Source organism: Veillonella sp. Ser01 (assembly GCF_053850375.1).
The window spans coordinates 271,989-291,267 of the sequence record NZ_JBSPUA010000001.1; the positions used below are offsets into that span (position 1 = coordinate 271,989).

Consider the following 19,279-nt stretch of genomic DNA (forward strand, 5'->3'; position numbering starts at 1 on the left):
TCTATGGTATGATTAAGATACATTATTAATTAGATAAGGAGACTTTCATGAAACAAGCTATTTTAGTTGTTGCTTTTGGGTCCACTGTTGACAGTGCTCGTGAACATAATATTGACTCCGTTGTGGAGCATATCCGTAAATCCTATCCAGATTATACTGTGGAATTAGCATTTTCTTCTCGTATTATCGTCAAGCGTTTACGTGAACGTGGTATTGAGGTACCTACCGAACAAGGGGCGTTAGAAAAACTTATCCAAGCAGGGTATACGCATGTGTATGTACAACCACTTCATTTCACTGGCGGTGAAGAGTTTGATAAATTGAAAAATAATATCCTTGCTCATGAAGGGGAAGGTCAGCTGGAAGTGCTACGTGTAGGTAGACCTCTTGTATACTATATGGGCCAAGAAGAGCATCCAGATGATTACCAAATCTTAATTGACCGTTTCATTAAATCTCTCAATATTTCTAAGGACGACGGTTTATTACTTGTTGGTCATGGTGGCCTAGGCTCTGGCAACTCCTCGTATGGTAATTTACAGTTTAAATTAATTCGTGATGGCCTTACAAATGTACGTATCGCCGTTTTAGAGAATGCTCCTTATGTGGCTGATGTAGCTATGCCATGGGAATGGCTTGATGGGAAGCGTCCAAATACAATTTATGTGCACCCATTATTATTAGTTCTTGGAGATCATGCACAAAACGATCTTTTTGGTGACGAAGAAGATAGCGTTATTAATGAGCTTGCCGATTATGGTTATGAAGTTAAACCAATCCATAGCGCACTTGGTGAATATGAAGCAATACAAGATATCTTCCGTCAACATGTGCAAGATTGTATTGATGATTTGTATGGCAAACGTAGTCCACATCGCCCAACAATTCCAAATATTAAATAGTAGTTTTGTATATCTTGCATAAATTAGTTATAATAAAAGATATGAAATTTATAAATAGAATGTAACTATAAGAATAGGAGAACCCCATGAAAGGTAAATTATATGGCATTGGCGTAGGCCCTGGCGATTCTGAATTAATGACTGTAAAAGCTGCTCGTATTGTAGGTGAAGCAGATATTATTATCACACCTAAAACAGAAAAGAAAGATGGTTCTGTAGCACTTAATATTGCTTCCCCATACATTCAAGAACATACAGAAATCGTTCCTGTAGTATTCCCAATGGTATTGGATGATGCTACACAAGAGGAAGGCTGGCAAGAAGCAAAACGCATTATCTTGTCCTACTTAGATCAAGGTAAAAGCGTTGTGTTCTTAACATTGGGTGATCCTATGTTCTACAGCACATACATGTATGTATATCGCTTGATTGAAAATACTGGTCATGAAATCGAAACAATTCCTGGCGTTACTGCTTTCTGTGCTATTGGTTCCCACCTTGGTTATCCAATCGTAGAGAAGGAAGAAGTATTAGCTATCGTTCCTGCTACAGCACCTAAAGAAAAAATCGATGCTGTATTAGCCGTAGCTGATGATGCAGTAATCATGAAAGTGTACAAAAACTTTGATGAAGTACAAGAAACATTGCTTAAACACAATATGGCAGATGATGCGGTTATGATTAGCCGTGTAGGTTTGCCGGATGAGCAAGTATATGTAGGCCTAGACAATATGCCAAAAGATACTAAACTCAACTACTTATCTACAATCCTTGCAAAACGTAAGGACCGTTAACAAACACGTCGTATTACGAGGTAATATCTATGAACACAGTACAGATTCCACGTGTTGTCATTGCTGGCACTAACTCTGGTGTAGGGAAAACAACTATCGTAGCGGGCTTATTGGCTGCTTATGCAAATGGTGGACGTACGGTGCAATCCTTTAAAGTGGGCCCGGATTATATTGATCCGGGCTTTCATAAAATTGCATCCGGCCGTGACAGCTACAATTTAGATACGTGGCTCGTGCCACCTCACAAATTAAATCCTTTCTTTGCTACTATGGCGCATGGAGTAGACCTTGCTATTATTGAAGGTGTTATGGGCCTTTATGATGGTGGTCGAGAAGGCGTTAGTTCTACAGCTCAAATTGCTAAGCAATTGAATGCACCGGTGGTGCTTGTTATCGATTGCAAAGCTATGGGTGAAAGTGCGGCAGCTATTGCTAAAGGTTTCCGTGATTATGATCCAGAAGTAAATTTTGGCGGTGTTATCTTGAACCGTTTAGGTTCTGCTAACCATGAGCGCATGGTTCGTGAAGGCATGGATAAGATAGGTGTACCTGTTATTGGTGCTATTTATCGAGATGATCGTATGCACTCTCCGGAGCGCCATTTAGGACTCACACCTATTACTGAGATTGATCCAACAGAGGCAATCAACACGATTCGCGAAGCCGTTGAGAAAATGGTAAATTTAGATCAATTGTGGGATATTGCATTTAGTGCACCTGCTATTGAGTTGCCAGAGGCTGTAGATGCTAAATCCGTTGAAAAGCGAGTTAAAATTGGCGTAGCCTATGATGAGGCGTTCTCTTTCTACTATCCTGCAAGTTTATCTGCCTTAGAAGAGAAGGGGGCCGAGCTCGTTTATTTTAGCCCTCTTAATGATTTAGTGATTCCCGAAGTAGACGGCCTTGTATTTGGTGGTGGCTTCCCTGAAATGTTCTTGTTCCAACTCTCTAGTAACGAGTCAATGAAGGAATCTATCCGTGAAGCTAATGAAAAAGGTATGCCTATTTATGCAGAATGTGGGGGCCTCATGTATTTATGTGAAAGTATCCATGATTTTGAGGGCGCCGTATATGATACAGTAGGTATTGTACCTGCTAATTGCATTATGCAACAAAAGCTACAAAAAGTAGGGTATGTTACGGCTACAGCTAAGCGAGATACCTTATTAGGTGCCGCAGATACATCTCTTCGTGGGCATGAGTTCCATTTCTCTACGATGGAACCAACTGTAGAGAATTTCCCTTGGGCCTTTCACTTAGAAGGAGGTCGAAGACCTCAATCTTATGATGGTGGCTATGCAACTGATAATGTATTAGCATCGTATTTACATTTGAACTTTGCTGGTTCTGATGAAGGTGCACAGCATTTTGTTGATATATGTGCTAACTATAAAGCTAAAAGGAGCTAAATATGAGTGAACGAGGCTTAATTTTAGTTAATACTGGCAATGGTAAAGGAAAAACTACGGCTGCTTTAGGTGTTGCATTGCGTGCTGTTGGTCAAGGCTTTAAGGTTCTCATACTACAATTTATTAAAAGTGGTAATGGTTATGGCGAACTAGCGGGGCTTGCCAAATTAGGTGACCAAGTAGAAATTCGTTCCATGGGTAAAGGCTTTATTTACTATAAACGGGATGAGGTTAGCGACGCTGAATTGGCACGTCACAAAGAGGCAGCCCAAGAGGCTTGGCGTACACTGATTGAAGAGGTAAATTCAGACCGATGGGATCTTATCATTATGGATGAAATCAATAATGCCATTAATTATGAACTTATTGATGTAAATTCTGTAGTAGATATGCTTAAATATAAACCTGAGCGTTTACACGTTATTTTAACGGGTCGTTATGCGAAGCCTGAAATCATTGATATAGCTGATACAGTAACAGAAATGAATGTAGTAAAACACGCCTATGAAAAAGGAATTAAGGCTGCTAAAGGGATTGAGTTCTAATACGCAGAGCTTGAATATAAATAAATCTAAAATTTTCGAAAAAGTTCTTGCTAAAACTATATCGAAAATGTATAATATAGTCATAAGCACAAGGTGCTAAATATTCTTGACATTAAGTATGTATATAACAATAACCAGGAGGTTAACTATGGCTGTACATGATTACATTAAATCCGGCGATTTCGCTACTGAAAAACACGTTCCTGTTATCGAGACTGTTGACACTGTAAAAGCAGGTGAAACTTTCCACGTAACTTTGTCCGTTGGTAAAGACATTGCACATCCAAACACTGTAGAACATCACATTGATTGGATTAAATTGTACTTCGTAGCTGAAGGCACTCAATTGCCATACGAAGTTGGTACTATCGCATTCAACGTTCATGGTGACGGTGCAACTGCTAACGAAGGTCCTGTAGTTGCAGTTTCCGAAGGTACTTTAGCAGTATCTTTGAAAAAATCCGGTAAATTGATTGCTGTATCTTACTGCAACATCCACGGTTTGTGGGAATCCGAAAAAGAAATCACAGTTGCTTAATTAACTGAATCAACTAATAAAGACCAGCCTTAGGGCTGGTCTTTTTGTATGTAAATTTTAATAATAACAGAAATAATCACACTAAAGTTATGTCCGCACTCAAAAGAGTTTTGTTTTTGCTCAATGGATAAATTACCTTATATCCCTTTACAGTGCTATTTGTTTGTGGTAAAGTATATGCATATTGATTTTTAGTAGATAAGTTAAATGAGGGATTATTGTGGCCTTAATCGTTAAAAAATTTGGTGGTAGTTCCGTAGCTACACCAGAAAAAATATTTAATATTGTTGATCGCGTCCTTCGTGAGAAGCAAGCAGACGATAAAATCGTTATTGTTGTATCCGCTATGGGTGATACAACAGATGACTTGGTAGCATTGGCTAAAGAAGTAACATCTAAGCCTTATGGTCGTGAAATGGACCGCTTGTTATCTACAGGTGAGCAAGTAACGATTGCATTAATGGCGATGGCTTTCAACGAACGTGGTCATAAAGCTATGTCCTTAACAGGTGACCAAGCAGGTATTACAAGTAGTGATACATTCAATAAAGGCCGTATTTTAGGCGTTGATCCCAATCGCGTATTTGAAGCTTTGGATGAAGGCAATATCGTAGTAGTTGCAGGTTTCCAAGGTATTACTGAATATGGTGATATGGTTACATTAGGTCGCGGTGGTTCTGATACAACTGCTGTTGCATTGGCAGGCGCTATGAAAGCTGATGTTTGTGAAATATTCACAGATGTTGAAGGCGTTTACTCTACAGACCCTCGTGTTGCAAAAGAGGCTTTCAAATTAGAAGAAGTAACATATGGCGAAATGCTTGAGATGGCACGTCTTGGTGCAGGTGTAATGCAACCTCGCGCCGTAGAAATGGGTTTCCGTTATGGTGTACCTATTCACGTACGTTCAACATTTAGTGACAATACAGGTACTATTATTCGGGAGGATTATACTGTGGAAGCAAATAAACACGTAATTACTGGCGTAGCTGATGATACTAATACAGCAAAAGTAGCCCTTGTAGGCGTTGAAAATAAACCAGGTGTTGCAGCAACTGTGTTCAAAGCATTGGCTGCAAAAAATGTGGATGTTGATATGATTGTTCAATCTATCCGCGCCGTAGGTGAACCTAAAACTGACCTCATCTTCACTGTAGCTATGGATGATGTTGTACTAGCTCGTGAAGTATTGGCAGAATTACAAAAAACTGTTGATATTGAAGCTGTAAATATCGACGAACGCATGGCAAAAGTTTCTATTATCGGTGCTGGTATGCTAGGTCAACCTGGCGTAGCTGCGCAAATGTTTGATATTTTGAGCCAAGAAGGCATCAATATTGAAATCATTTCTACTTCTGAAATTAGTATTTCTTGCCTTGTTGCTGAAGACCGCGTTAAAGATGCTGTTCGTGTAATTCACAATGGCTTATTGTTAGACCAAAGAGGTTAATCTATTTATGGATAGTCTACGTAGTTTTATGGATGAAATGCTCAATGACCAAGGTCGTAAGGAAGGTTTCATTAGTGATCTACTAGGAAATCTAAAAAATCAGCCTATTCCAACATTGGAGCAAGCTCAAACTGGTTATACTACGGTAAGTAATTTACATGGCATTTTCTACGATTATGATAAGGCCGAAGTTACTATTTCTTATAAGGTGGTACCTGATATGTACCCACCGTATACGTTAAGCTTTGTACAATTCCAAGCAGTGTTAGAAGGCTTATTAACCTTGCGCCGCAATCAAAAGTGGCAAATGCAACATAATAAATAAAATGAACCCCATAGGTAGTAATGCCTATGGGGTTTTGTGTTTCGATAATTATTCTTAACATCTATATTCGATAATTATTCTTAACATCTATATATAGAGTTGTCGATGTGTTATAATGAATTGTTAGGAAGAAATTAATTATATTTATATAGAAAGAAGGGACAGCATGGAAATAAATAAGGTTTATTCTGGCTTTCGCCTTGACCGCATTGAGCGCATTGATGAGATCAATGGTACCGCTTATGAAATGAAGCACGAAAAGTCTGGTGCTCGTTTAATTTATATTGATTCACCAGATTCTAATAAAGTATTCAATATTGCGTTTAGAACAACACCTCACAATAGTACAGGTGTGGCACATATTATGGAGCATTCTGTTCTATGTGGTTCTCGAAAATTCCCATTGAAAGAGCCCTTTGTTGAACTTGTAAAAGGTTCTTTAAACACGTTCCTGAATGCTATGACATATCCGGATAAAACAATGTATCCTGTAGCCAGCAAGAACGATAAAGACTTCCATAATTTGATGGACGTATATCTTGATGCAGTATTCTACCCACGTGTTCGCGAAGATGCAGAAATCGTAATGCAAGAAGGTTGGCATTATGAGCTAGAAAATGCAGATGATGAACTCACCTACAAAGGCGTTGTATTTAATGAGATGAAAGGTGTTTATTCATCTCCTGACTCTGTATTGGAACGCCAAATGATGCGCGAGCTTTTCCCAGATACGACTTATGGTGTTGACTCTGGTGGGGATCCTGACTATATTACAGATTTAACGTATGAAGAATTCCAAGAGTTCTATCGTGTTCACTATCATCCATCTAATAGCTATATCTTCTTGTATGGTGATATGAATATTGAAGAGCAATTAGCATTCTTGAATGATGAGTATTTAAGCCATTTTGATGCTATTGAGGTTCATACTGAGGTAGCTCTACAAGCTCCATTTACAGAAGGTAAAGTGGTGAGCTATCCGTATAGTGTAGGTTCTGAGGAGCCAACAGACAATCGTACATTGCACTCCTTTGCGTATGTATTGCCTGATGTAACACCAGAACACAGCTTGGCATTTGAAGTGTTAACACATGCTTTGTTGACATCTCCAGCGGCGCCTTTGAAACAAGCTTTGGTAAAAGCTGGTATCGGCTCTGACGTAAGCGGCTATTATTTAGATAGCATTCGTCAACCTATGTGGACTGTACAAGCTACAGGTTCTAATTTAGATAAACAAGCTGACTTGCAACGTATTGTAGAATCTACCTTACAAGATCTTTGTGACAAAGGCTTAGATAAAGAATTATTAGAGGCTTCTTTGAATAGCATTGAATTTGCTCTTCGTGAAAGTGATTTCGGTGGACGTCCTATCGGTTTAGCGTATATTATTCGTATGATGGATAATTGGCTATACGATAATGACCCGTTGGAACTATTACACTATGAAGAGGCGTTAACGAATATTCGAAACGGCTTAGCTGGTACATATTTCGAAGATTTAATTCGTCATTCTATCTTGAATAATAACCATAAAGTTCTTGTATCTATCTATCCTGAACGTGGTCTTCAAGAGCGTAAAGATGCAGAGGTTAAAGAACATTTAGCTGCTGTAAAAGCGAATATGACAACAGAGGAGATTGACGCGATTGTAGAACAAACAAAACGCCTTAAAATTCGTCAAGAAACTCCAGATAGTGATGAAGCTCTAGCGTCTATTCCATTGCTCGAGTTATCTGATTTAAATCCTAATATGGAAGCTGTAGAACGCCGTGAAAGTAAAATTAGTAATACGACAGTACATTTTGTGCCTACTTTCACAAAAGGTATCAATTATGTAGGCTTGTACTTTAAATTGAACTGCCTCACAGAAGAGGACTTATTCTACGCTGATATTTTAAGTGATATCCTCGGGCGTGTTGACACATCCGAGCGCGGTTATGAAGCACTAGCTAAAGATATCAATATGAATTTAGGTGGATTGAGTTCTGACATTACGGCCATTAGTAAAGATGGTAAGCGCGATGAGTTTACACCTCTTATGATTGTACGTGCAAAAGCATTACATGCTAAACTACCTGATTTATGTCGCTTGATTAATGAAGTGGTACAAAAGGCAGATTACAGTGATGATAGCCGTTTAACTGAGCTTGTTCAAGAAAGCAAAGCTATTTGGGATAATGAGGCATTCCGCCGCGGTAATTCTATCGTGAGTCAACGTGTTATGGCTCAAGTTTCTGCAGTTGGTAAGTTTAGAGATAATGGCAATTTAGGTTACTATCAAAAAATCAGCGAATTAGCATCTAATCCAGCAGCGTTGCCATTATTACCGGAAAAATTAGCTGAAGTAGCTCGTAAAATTTTCCGTGCTAATAATGTAGATATTATGTTTGTTGGTGAAGAAGGCGAATTAGGAGCTTTTGAAAACCTAATGAAGCCATTGGTTGAGACTTGGGATACTACTGAATTGAGTAATGATGTATTACAAATCACTCGTCTTTCCGGTAATGATGGTATCGTTACAGCTGGTAAGGTTCAATACGTAGCTCAAGGTGGTAATTTCATCGATCATGGTTTCAAACATGTTGGTCCAATGAGCGTGTTAGAAACGATATTACGTTATGAATACCTTTGGATTCGTATTCGTGTTCAAGGTGGTGCTTACGGAGCATTTGCTAATTTCTATGATGATGGCAATATGATTTTCTGTAGTTATCGTGATCCTAACTTGTTAGAAACTTTAGATGTATATAAAGAGTTGCCTCAATATCTTCGTGACTTCACATTGACTGATCGTGAAATGCGTAAATATATTATTGGTACTATGAGTTCTTTAGACTTGCCAATGACGCCAGCGTTGCGTGGACCACGTGCAATGGGTATGTACTTCAGTGGTGCTAAACTAGAGGACAAAGTAGAGTTCCGTAAACAAGTGATTGCATGTAAGCCAGAAGATATTGTTGCACTAGCAGATGTAGTAGAACCTGTATTGAATGATAATCATATTTGCACAATGGGTAACGAACAAAAAATTAAAGATGCTGGTAATGTTTTTGATAACATTGTGTCTTTAGGCTAAATAATTTCATATCTATAAATGATATTGCTTTAATTTTTAGTTTGACATATCTTTAGATGGATAAGTGGCATATTCATAATGAATATGCCACTTGTTTTCTGCTATAGGAGAGTTCTCATGAAAGGTAGATTTGCGCCTAGTCCAACAGGATATATTCATCTTGGTAATGTGTGGATAGCACTTTTATCATATATCTCTACACGCCAACAAAAAGGAGAATATGTTGTACGGATGGAGGATATAGACCTGCAACGGTCAAAACGAGAATTAGGTGAAGCTTTACTAGATGATTTAGAATGGCTTGGCTTTGAATGGGATGAAGGGCCTCGTGTAGGTGGACCTGAGGTATCTTATTGGCAAAGTGAAAGACAAACATATTATGCGGACATATTAGAACATCTAGCATTAGAAAAGCTAATTTATCCTTGTTTTTGTAATAGAGCACGGCTACAATCTATAGCATCAGCGCCTCATGCAGGAGAAGTAGTTCATCGTTACGATGGTAAATGTAGGCATTTACGTGATTTTGAAATACAAGATTTACGTAATACTAAAGAGCCATCCTTGCGCCTAGCTGTGAATACTTGTGATTTAAATTTTTATGATCGCTGGCAGGGGGCTCAACATATCCATTTAGAATGCGAATTAGATGATTATGTACTACGTCGTGGTGATGGTATGTACGCATATAATTTGGCAGTCGTATTAGATGATATAGCTATGGGAATAACTGAAGTGATTCGCGGTAATGATTTACTTGATACAACAGGGCAACAATTATATTTATATAATACATTACAACAATGCTATTCTTATAAAGATATAGAAGTTCCTAAGTATGGTCATGCACCACTTTTAGTAGATACAGATGGAAATAGACTTTCTAAGCGTCAAAAGAGTATTACAATCCGTGAACTACGAGAACAGCAATGGTCAGCATCTAGAATTTTATGGGAATTAGCTGTCGCTGGTGGTCTTATAGATGAAAACAGATATACTCATCGAGAAATAAACCTTTCTGAGTTAGTGAATTTAGATCTATCGTGTTCTAGTTTAAGAGAAAAAACAATTGTTATTAAGCGATAATAGATTGATTTTAGTTCTGAAATATTTGCTAAAAGAGTATAATTCTTTAACTATAAAATTCGATATGCTATATTGACAATATTCGATATCCTGTTATAATAGTATACAAGAGGTGGTCAAAATGACAATTCAACAAGCTTTAAATCAAAAAGTGTGGGCCGTTATTGGAGCCACTCATAAAACCGAAAAGTTCGGCTATAAGATTTATAAATGTCTTAAAGATCACGGATATGAAGTATATCCAGTTAATCCTAATATTGCAGAGATAGATGGTAACAAATGTTACCCTAGTCTTTCTGCACTTCCTGTTGTACCAGCTGTGGTAGATTTTGTTGTGCCAGAAACAGCGGGTTTAGCTTCATTAGATGAATGTAAAGAACTTGGCATTCCTACTGTGTGGTTACAACCGGGAGCGGATAAACCATCTGTTGTTGAAAAAGCACATGCTTTAAACCTGCATGTCATTCAAGATTGTGTATTAGTTCAACTACCGTAGGAGGGTACAATGAGCGAATTAAAAGAATTAAAAACTGCTGAATATCAAGATTTAGTAAATCAAGGTGGCGTTACTGTTATTGATTTCTGGGCTCCATGGTGCGGTTACTGCGTACGTATGATGCCAATCATCGAAGAAATCGCAGGTGAGCTTGAAGGTAAAGCTAACTTTGTAAAAGTGAACACTGATGAAGAACCTGAATTAGCACGTAACTTACAAGTTGAAGTATTGCCAACATTCGTTATTTTAAAAGATGGCGAAGTAGTAGATCGCAAAATTGGCTTCATGCCAAAAGGCGACCTTCAAGGTGCCATTGAATCTAAATTCTAATAATCGGTATAAAACTATATAAATAGAGGCAAAAAAACCTCATCAATGTATAAAACATACATTGATGAGGTTTTTTTCATAATTTCTATAGAAGTAAATAAAAAGTATCGCATAAATATAAAATTAAAATAAAATATAAATTTTCATTTTACATAATTCAATATTATTAATAACACAGTGTTTATGCGGGTGATTCCTTGATTTTTAATGAGTAAAAAATGAAGCATAAGTTTAACTTATTAATTTTTTAATGGAAATTTAAAATAATATATGGTAGTATTATGTTAAATATTGTGAATATTTAGTGAAAAGAGTGCAATATTTGATTTATTTCTTCATTGTGGGGTGAGAGCCACAAATGTTGGGAGGGAACTTAATATGAATAAGGTATTCAAAGTTGTATGGAGTGCAACGAAGCACGCTTATGTCGTAACGTCTGAGTTAGCTAAGTCTCACCAAAAATCTGCTACTACAATTGTAGCAGCCGTTATTTTGGCGGCTAGCTTTTCTGGAGGTGTTGCTAATGCATCCAGCCCTGAGGATTGGGCTAGAGCTGATCTTATTGGTAGCCAAAGATGGTTAACACCTGATCAAAATGCTTGGGGTCATATGCAAGATCAACATCAAGTTGATCCACAACAATTAGACCAACAGCAACAACAGCAACAACAACAGCAACAACAACAATGGCAACAACAAGTGCCGCAACAAGAGCAACAGCAGCAACAAAGACGTCCACGTCCACAAGTGCCGCAACAACAGCAACAATGGCAACAACAAGTGCCACAACAGCAGCAACAACAAATCCCTAAAAAAGGCGGTTCCAATGGTAATACCGTAATTAATAACTACTATACAGTTGTAACTACTGATGTTGAAAATGTTAAGAAAAATACACATAACATTAACGTTGTAAATAAAAAGGTAGATATCAATACTACTAATATTAATACTGTTAATAATAAGGTTGAGAGTGTAAAAACTGACATTAATAAAATCAATGCTAATATTACTAATATCAACGCTAAAGTTGATAAAAATAGCAAAGATATTGAAGGATTAAAAGGTCATATTGGCACTCAAATCACTAATATTAAGCAAGACATCACAAATATTAACAATAATATTGATGCTAAATTTACTAAAATTAACAACGATATTGATGTAAAAATAGATAATAAAATCACTAATATTACAAATAATGTTGTTAATAATGTAAATACTAACATTGATGCTAGTGTAAAAAAACATATTGAAGCTAATAATACTAATATTATTAATCAAGTAAATCAAAATATTAAAAATGAAATACAAAACAATAACACTACAATTCTTAATCAAGTAGATCAAAAAATTGAAAATAATAACACTACTATTATTAACAATGTGAACAAAGATGTAGATGTTAAGATTAATGATATTAAAACAACTATCAATAATACGAAAAATGAGTTAAATACTAACATTTCTAATGTTAAAAATGAACTCAATCAAAATATCAATAATGTAGATGTTAAAGTTAGTGATAATAAAAAAGCTATTAACAACTTAACTGTAAATGTTAATAATAATAGCAAATCTATTGCTGATTTAACTGCTAAAGTTAAAAATAACACACAAAATATTGACGCTAATAATACTTTCATCATGGAAAACCGTAAACTTATCGGTGATAACAAAAAAGCTATCAACGATAACAAAAAAGCCATTGATGATTTGAAAGGTAAAGTTGGCACAACAATTAATAATATTAACACAACTATTGATAATAAAATTAGTGAAAATAACACTAAGATTATCAATGAAGTTAATAAGAATGTAGATGTAAAAATCAACGATAGCAAAACAAATATTATTAATGAAGTTAACAAAAATATTAATACTCAAATTGAAGCTAACAACACAACTATTATCAATCAAGTAAATACTAACGTTGATAATAAAATTAATGCTGTTAAAGCTGATATTACTAAGATTAATAATTCTGTAACTGATTTAAGTGCTAAAGTAGATGCTAATACTACTAACATCACTAATAACACTACGAATATCAACAAAAATGCGACTGCAATCACTGAATTAAATACTAAAGTTGATAAAAATCATACTGACTTGATGAAACGATTCGACTATCACAATGAAGCGTTAAGCAATCATGAAGGTCGCATCCAGGCGCTTGAACAAGATAATGAAACAATTAAAACTGACGTAGCTAATACTCAAAATCAAGTTAATATCAATACTAAAGATATTGCTGACTTAAAAGGCAAAGTTGGTCAAAACATCGGTAATGTTCAAGTAGATATTAAAGATATTAAAAACAATATCACTAATATCAATAGCAAAGTGGACGCAAATGTAACTGCAATTAATAACGTTAATGTAAAAGTTGACGGTGTTAAAGGTGATTTAAATGGCCTTAAAGACCGTGTAGATCGTCATGACCAACGTTTAGACTACTTACAAGATAATATTACTGATAACTCTACACGCATCTCTGTTGTAGAAGATGGTGTAAAAGCTAACCAAAAAGCTATCGATGCATTAAAAGGTCATGTTGGCACACAAATCACCAATATCGAAAATACAATTACTAATAAGATCAATGAAAACAATACAGTAATTAATAAAAATATCGATACTAAGATTGAAGCTAACAACACTGTTATTAACCAAAATATTGATAAAAAAATCAATAATAATAACACAACAATTATTAATAAAGTAGACCAAAACATTGATGCTAAGATTACTGAAAATAATAAAGTAATCAATAATAATATCAACAATGTAAATGTAAAAATTGATGGTGTTAAAGGCGACTTAGATGGTCTTACTAAACGTGTAGCTCAAAATGAAAAAGACATCAATGTAGCTGGCACAATTGCTATTGAAAACCGTACACTTATCGGTGCTAACAAAAAAGCTATTGATGAGTTAAAAGGTCATGTTGGTAATCAAATCACAAATATCGAAAATACAATTACTAATAAAATCAATGAAAACAATACGGTAATTAATAAAACTATCGATAATAAGATTGAAGCTAACAATACTACTATTATCAATAAAGTAGATAATAATATTGATGCTAAAATCAATGCTAATAACACAACAATCATTAACAAAGTTGATAAAAACATTGATGTGAAAATCAACGAAAATAATACACAAATTAACAATACAATCAACAAAAAAGTTGGTGAAGTAAATGTTAAGATTGATGGTGTTAAAGGTGATTTGGATGGACTTAAAGGTCGTGTAGATCGTCATGATCAACGTTTAGACTACTTACAAGGTAATATTGAAGATCATTCCACACGTATTTCCGTAGTTGAAGATGGTGTGAAAGCTAATGCAAAAGACATTAATGTAGTTGGCAATATTGCTTTGGAAAATCGTCAATTCATCGGCAATAACAAAGCTGCTATTGATAAAAACACTAAAGCTATTGATGCATTAAAAGGTCAAGTTGGTACTACAATTAAAAATATCGAAACTACAATTAATAACAAAATTACAGAAAACAATGTAACTATTAATAAAAATATCGATACTAAGATTGAAGCTAATAACACTGTTATTAATCAAAATATTGATCAAAAAATCAATAATAATAACACAACAATCATTAATAAAGTAGATCAAAACATTGATGCTAAAATCAATGCAAATAACACTACTATTCTTAATAAAGTTGATAAAAATATCGATGTAAAAATCAATGAAAATAACAAACAAATCAACAACACAATCAATACTAAGATTGGTGATGTAAATGTTAAGATTGATGGTGTTAAAGGTGACTTGAACGGTCTTAAAGGTGATTTAGATGGCCTTAAAGGTCGAGTAGATCGTCATGATCAACGTTTAGACTACTTACAAGACAACATTGCTGATCACTCCACACGTATCTCTATAGTTGAAGATGGTGTGAAAGCTAATGCAAAAGATATTAATGTAGTTGGTACAATTGCAATGGAAAACCGTCAATTCATTGGCGATAATAAAGTTGCTATTGCAAACAATACTAAAAATATCAACATCAATGCTAAAGCTATCGATGAGTTAAAAGGTCAAGTAGGTCAATCCTCTACAGTTATCAACGATATTAAGAAACAAATTACTAATATCAACGGTAAAGTAGAAAACAACACTACAAGTATTGCTAATAACACAACTAATATTGCTAAAAATACTACAGCAATTAACAACGTAAACGTTAAAGTTGATGCTAATGCAAACGCTATCGTAGACAATAGCAAACGTATCGATGCAACTAATGTGAAAGTAGAGGCTAACACTACTAACATTGCTAACAATACAACTGCCATTAACAATGTGAACGTTAAAGTTGATGCTAATGCAAAAGCAATCGTAGACAATAGCAAACGTATTGATGCAACTAATGTAAAAGTAGATGCTAACACTACTAACATTGCTAACAATGCTACTGCAATCAACAACGTAAACGTTAAAGTTGATGGTGTTAAAGGTGATGTAGCTGGCCTTACTAAACGTGTAGAACAAAATGAAAAAGACATCAACGTAGCTGGCACAATTGCTCTTGAAAACCGTAAATTCATTGGCGACAACAAAGTAGCTATTGCAAATAACACTACAAATATCAATGTTAATGCAAAAGCTATTGATGAATTAAAAGGTCAAGTAGGTAAATCTTCTACAGTAATCAACGATATTAAAACCCAAATTACTAATATCAATGGTAAAGTAGAAAATAATACTACTAACATTGCTACTAATGCTACAAATATTCAAGCTAATGTAGTAGCAATCGCTGATAATAGCAAACGTATCTCTGAAAATTCTACAAACATCGCGAACAACACTACAAACATTGCTAATAACACAACAACTATTAACAATGTAAACGTTAAAGTTGACGGTGTTAAAGGTGATGTAGAAGGCTTGAAAGGTCGCGTAGATCGTCATGATCAACGTTTAGACTACTTACAAGATAACATCGTAGATAACTCTACACGTATCACAGCAGTAGAAGATAGTGTTAAAGCTAATACTAAAGATATCAATACAGTAGGTACTATTGCTCTTGAAAACCGTAAATTCATTGGCGATAACAAGAAAGCTATTGATGATTTAAAAGGTCAAGTTGGTAAAACAGTTCAAAATATCGAAACTACTATTAATAACAAAATTACTGAAAACAATGTAGTTATTAATAAAAACATCGATACTAAGATTGAAGCTAACAACACTGTAATTAAGCAAAACATTGCAAATGCAATCAATGAAAATAATACAACAATTATTAACAAAGTTGATAAATCTGTAGATGTTAAGATTGCTGAAAACAACAAAACGATTGACAATACAATCAATAAGGTAAATGTTAAAGTTGATGGCATTAAAGGTGACTTGGATGGTCTTACTAAACGTGTTGACCAAAATGAAAAAGACATCAATGTAGCTGGTACAATTGCTATCGAAAACCGTACATTCATTGGCAATAACAAAGCTGCTATCGACAAGAATACAAAAGCTATCGAAGCATTGAATGGCAAAGTTGGTACTACTATCACTAACATCGAATCTACTATCAATAACAAGATTGAAGCTAACAATACTACAATTCTTAACAAAGTAGATCAAAATATCGATGCTAAGATTACTGCTAATAACACAACAATCATTAACAAAGTTGATAAAAACATCGATGTAAAAATCAATGAAAACAACAAACAAATCAACAATACAATCAATACTAAGATTGGTGATGTAAATGTTAAGATTGATGGCGTTAAAGGTGATTTGGATGGCCTTAAAGGTCGTGTAGATCGTCATGATGAACGTTTAGACTACTTACAAGGCAATATCGTTGATCACTCTGGACGCATTAGTGCTAATGAAGATGCTATTAAGAAATTACAAGGTCAAGTTGGTACAACAGTTACTAATGTTGAAAACACAATCAACGCTAAGATTGAAGCTAACAACACAGTAATTAGAAACGATATCAACACTGCAATTACTAATAACAACACTGTTATTAACAAAAACATTGAAACTGCAATCAACGAAAATAACAAAACAATCATTAACAAAGTAGATCAAAATATTGATGCTAAGATTGCTGAAAATAATACAGTAATTAATAACACAATTAATAACAAAGTTAATGAAGTAAATGTTAAAGTTGAAGCTAATGCAAATGCAATTGCTAATAATAGCAAGTCTATTACTGACGTCAAAGCAAATGTTGCTAATATTAACAATAAAGTAGAGTCTAACACTACAAATATTGCTAATAACACTGCAGCTATTGCTAATGTAAGCAAACAAGTTACAAATAATACAACTAACATTGCTCACAATGCAACAGCTATTGCAAACATTAGCAAACAAGTTGCTGGCAACACTGCTAACATCACAGATGTAACTGCTAAAGTAAATGCTAATACTGGTCGTATTGAATCTAATACAACAGCTATTAATAACTTAACTGGTAAAGTTGATGCTAACTCTCAAGCTATTGAATCCTTGAAAGGTCAAGTTGGTAAAGGCAATACTACAATCGTTAATGTAGCTCAAAAAGTAGAAAATATTACTCAAAACATTAACGCTCAAAATAGTAACATCCAAGCTAATACTGTAAACATTCAAAATAACACTTCCAATATTAATAACATCAAAGCTAATGTTGTTAACGTTGAAAAGAATGTAAACAATATTAAAGCTGATGTGACAGTAGTTAAAGCTGATATCACAAACATCAATGCTAAAGTTGATCAAAAAATCAATATTGTAAACAACAACATTACTAACGTTAAAAACGATGTGAAGAGTATTGATGCTAAAGTTACAAATATTGATAACAAAGTTACTAATATTAACAATAAAGTAACTAATATCGATAGCAAGGTAAATGATATTGATGTAAAAGTTAATAATCAAAATACTGTAATCAACAATATCAAAACTGATGTATCTGGTTTGAAAGATCAAGTTGGCAAAAATACTGAAGCAATTAAGAACTTACAAAATGTAAGCGCTGATGTAAACAAAGTGAAAGAACAAGTTAATGTTAATACTCAAAAAGCAAATGCTAACGAAGAACGCATTAAAAATGTTCAAAGCCAAGTTTCTGTTAATACTGAAGCGATCAAACATAACACTGAAAACATCAATATTAACAAAGCAGCGATCAAACAAAATGCTGAAGCAATTCAAAATACTAATGTAACTGTACAAAAAGTAATCAACAAAGTTGATGAACATAGTAAAGTTATTAACGATGTATCTAAACAAGTTAATACTAATACAACTAATATTGCTAATATTAATAATGTTGTTAACCAAAATACAACTAATATTACAAATGTAACTAACCAAGTTAATGCAAACACAAGCAATATTAGCAAAGTATCTAGCCAAGTTAATACAAATACTACAAACATCAATACTCTAAATGCTAAAGTAGATACTAATGTTACTAATATTACTAAGGTAGATAATCGTGTAACTGCAGTAGCTAACCAAGTTAATGAAAATGCACAATTAACAAAAGCTGTTGGTACTCTAGCACTAGAAAATCATGAAAAAGTTAGTGTATTAGGTTTACAAGTAAACAAAAATACAGAAGACATTTCTAACAATGCAACAGCAATTGCAAATGTAAACACTAAAGTTGATGAAAACGTTACATTAACTAAAAACATTGGTGCTATTGCATTAGAAAATAATGAAAAAGTTAATGTATTGGGCTTACAAGTAAATAAAAATACTCAAGATATCAGTACATTAGCAGAAGCTGCAAATTATAGCTTGAAAGCTTCTAACATTGCATTACAAGATCATGCAACACTTGTACAACATGATGCACAAATTGCAGAAAACTCTCGTCGCATTAGCAGCGTAGAACGTGATGTTAAAGTGGTAGGTGCTAATGCAGCAGCTTTGGCAGCATTGAAACCTATCGAATACCATGAAGGTCAAAAAGCTCAAATTATGGCAGCTGTTGGTACTTACAAAGGTAAAACATCTACTGCGTTGGGTGTAGCTCATTATGCAAATCCTGATTTGTTAATCCATGCTGGTGCAGCTTATGGTGGTGACCATAGCGTAATGGCAAATGCTGGTGTAACAATCGGTATTGGTAATGCTCCTACAGCTCCTAAAGCATCTCCTGCAACTGTAAAAGTTCTTGAAGACAAAGTGGCTGATTTGCAAGCACAAAACAAAGAAATTCGTGAACTTCTTGATAAAGTGATTGCACAACAACCACAACAAGCTCCAAAAGCAGCTGTAAAAACAACTAAATAATATGCCTCCCAACCGATGGATTACATA

General features: G+C 34.7%; 12 protein-coding genes. All 12 read left to right on the plus strand.

The window, feature by feature from the left end; all coding sequences use genetic code 11:
• The first annotated feature begins 47 nt into the window (after positions 1 to 47).
• Positions 48 to 902, plus strand: a complete 855-nt coding sequence (locus ACWTVK_RS01265; RefSeq protein ID WP_456045699.1) for a sirohydrochlorin cobaltochelatase — start codon at positions 48 to 50, stop codon at positions 900 to 902.
• 86 nt (positions 903 to 988) lie between these two features.
• On the plus strand, positions 989 to 1,696 hold the full coding sequence (cobI, locus tag ACWTVK_RS01270; protein WP_105085826.1) for a precorrin-2 C(20)-methyltransferase: 708 nt from the start codon (positions 989 to 991) through the stop codon (positions 1,694 to 1,696).
• Positions 1,697 to 1,725: 29 nt separating this feature from the next.
• A complete protein-coding gene (locus tag ACWTVK_RS01275) occupies positions 1,726 to 3,105 on the plus strand; it encodes a cobyrinate a,c-diamide synthase (protein WP_456045700.1) in 1,380 nt (459 codons plus the stop codon).
• 2 nt (positions 3,106 to 3,107) lie between these two features.
• Positions 3,108 to 3,650: a cob(I)yrinic acid a,c-diamide adenosyltransferase gene (cobO, locus tag ACWTVK_RS01280; protein WP_456045701.1), complete on the plus strand. Its 543-nt coding sequence runs from the start codon at positions 3,108 to 3,110 to the stop codon at positions 3,648 to 3,650.
• A gap of 148 nt (positions 3,651 to 3,798) precedes the next feature.
• Positions 3,799 to 4,188, plus strand: coding sequence for a class II SORL domain-containing protein (locus tag ACWTVK_RS01285; protein ID WP_265138870.1), 390 nt, complete (start codon positions 3,799 to 3,801; stop codon positions 4,186 to 4,188).
• Positions 4,189 to 4,408: 220 nt separating this feature from the next.
• Positions 4,409 to 5,638, plus strand: coding sequence for an aspartate kinase (locus ACWTVK_RS01290; protein WP_308522908.1), 1,230 nt, complete (start codon positions 4,409 to 4,411; stop codon positions 5,636 to 5,638).
• 7 nt (positions 5,639 to 5,645) lie between these two features.
• Entirely contained in the window at positions 5,646 to 5,963 is a 318-nt protein-coding gene (locus ACWTVK_RS01295; RefSeq protein WP_005386222.1) for a hypothetical protein, read from the plus strand.
• A 166-nt stretch (positions 5,964 to 6,129) separates the two neighbouring features.
• On the plus strand, positions 6,130 to 9,039 hold the full coding sequence (locus ACWTVK_RS01300) for an insulinase family protein (RefSeq protein ID WP_456045702.1): 2,910 nt from the start codon (positions 6,130 to 6,132) through the stop codon (positions 9,037 to 9,039).
• 117 nt (positions 9,040 to 9,156) lie between these two features.
• Positions 9,157 to 10,125 carry a tRNA glutamyl-Q(34) synthetase GluQRS gene (gene gluQRS, locus ACWTVK_RS01305; protein ID WP_456045703.1) on the plus strand — a complete coding sequence of 323 codons (969 nt, stop codon included), beginning with the start codon at positions 9,157 to 9,159 and terminating at the stop codon, positions 10,123 to 10,125.
• A 121-nt stretch (positions 10,126 to 10,246) separates the two neighbouring features.
• Entirely contained in the window at positions 10,247 to 10,621 is a 375-nt protein-coding gene (locus ACWTVK_RS01310) for a CoA-binding protein (RefSeq protein WP_456045704.1), read from the plus strand.
• A gap of 9 nt (positions 10,622 to 10,630) precedes the next feature.
• Positions 10,631 to 10,951 carry a thioredoxin gene (gene trxA / locus ACWTVK_RS01315; protein WP_060924199.1) on the plus strand — a complete coding sequence of 107 codons (321 nt, stop codon included), beginning with the start codon at positions 10,631 to 10,633 and terminating at the stop codon, positions 10,949 to 10,951.
• Positions 10,952 to 11,329: 378 nt separating this feature from the next.
• Positions 11,330 to 19,252 (plus strand): ESPR-type extended signal peptide-containing protein, encoded by a 7,923-nt coding sequence (locus ACWTVK_RS01320; protein ID WP_456045705.1) that lies wholly within the window; start codon positions 11,330 to 11,332, stop codon positions 19,250 to 19,252.
• Positions 19,253 to 19,279: the final 27 nt, after the last annotated feature.

What these genes read in the sequence shown, in the direction of transcription:
- ACWTVK_RS01320 (WP_456045705.1), top strand. Translation starts at nt 11,330, where the DNA reads ATGAATAAGGTATTCAAAGTTGTATGGAGTGCAACGAAGCACGCTTAT.
- ACWTVK_RS01285 (WP_265138870.1), top strand. Translation starts at nt 3,799, where the DNA reads ATGGCTGTACATGATTACATTAAATCCGGCGATTTCGCTACTGAAAAA.
- cobI (WP_105085826.1), top strand. Translation starts at nt 989, where the DNA reads ATGAAAGGTAAATTATATGGCATTGGCGTAGGCCCTGGCGATTCTGAA.
- ACWTVK_RS01300 (WP_456045702.1), top strand. Translation starts at nt 6,130, where the DNA reads ATGGAAATAAATAAGGTTTATTCTGGCTTTCGCCTTGACCGCATTGAG.
- ACWTVK_RS01275 (WP_456045700.1), top strand. Translation starts at nt 1,726, where the DNA reads ATGAACACAGTACAGATTCCACGTGTTGTCATTGCTGGCACTAACTCT.
- cobO (WP_456045701.1), top strand. Translation starts at nt 3,108, where the DNA reads ATGAGTGAACGAGGCTTAATTTTAGTTAATACTGGCAATGGTAAAGGA.
- gluQRS (WP_456045703.1), top strand. Translation starts at nt 9,157, where the DNA reads ATGAAAGGTAGATTTGCGCCTAGTCCAACAGGATATATTCATCTTGGT.
- ACWTVK_RS01310 (WP_456045704.1), top strand. Translation starts at nt 10,247, where the DNA reads ATGACAATTCAACAAGCTTTAAATCAAAAAGTGTGGGCCGTTATTGGA.
- ACWTVK_RS01295 (WP_005386222.1), top strand. Translation starts at nt 5,646, where the DNA reads ATGGATAGTCTACGTAGTTTTATGGATGAAATGCTCAATGACCAAGGT.
- trxA (WP_060924199.1), top strand. Translation starts at nt 10,631, where the DNA reads ATGAGCGAATTAAAAGAATTAAAAACTGCTGAATATCAAGATTTAGTA.
- ACWTVK_RS01265 (WP_456045699.1), top strand. Translation starts at nt 48, where the DNA reads ATGAAACAAGCTATTTTAGTTGTTGCTTTTGGGTCCACTGTTGACAGT.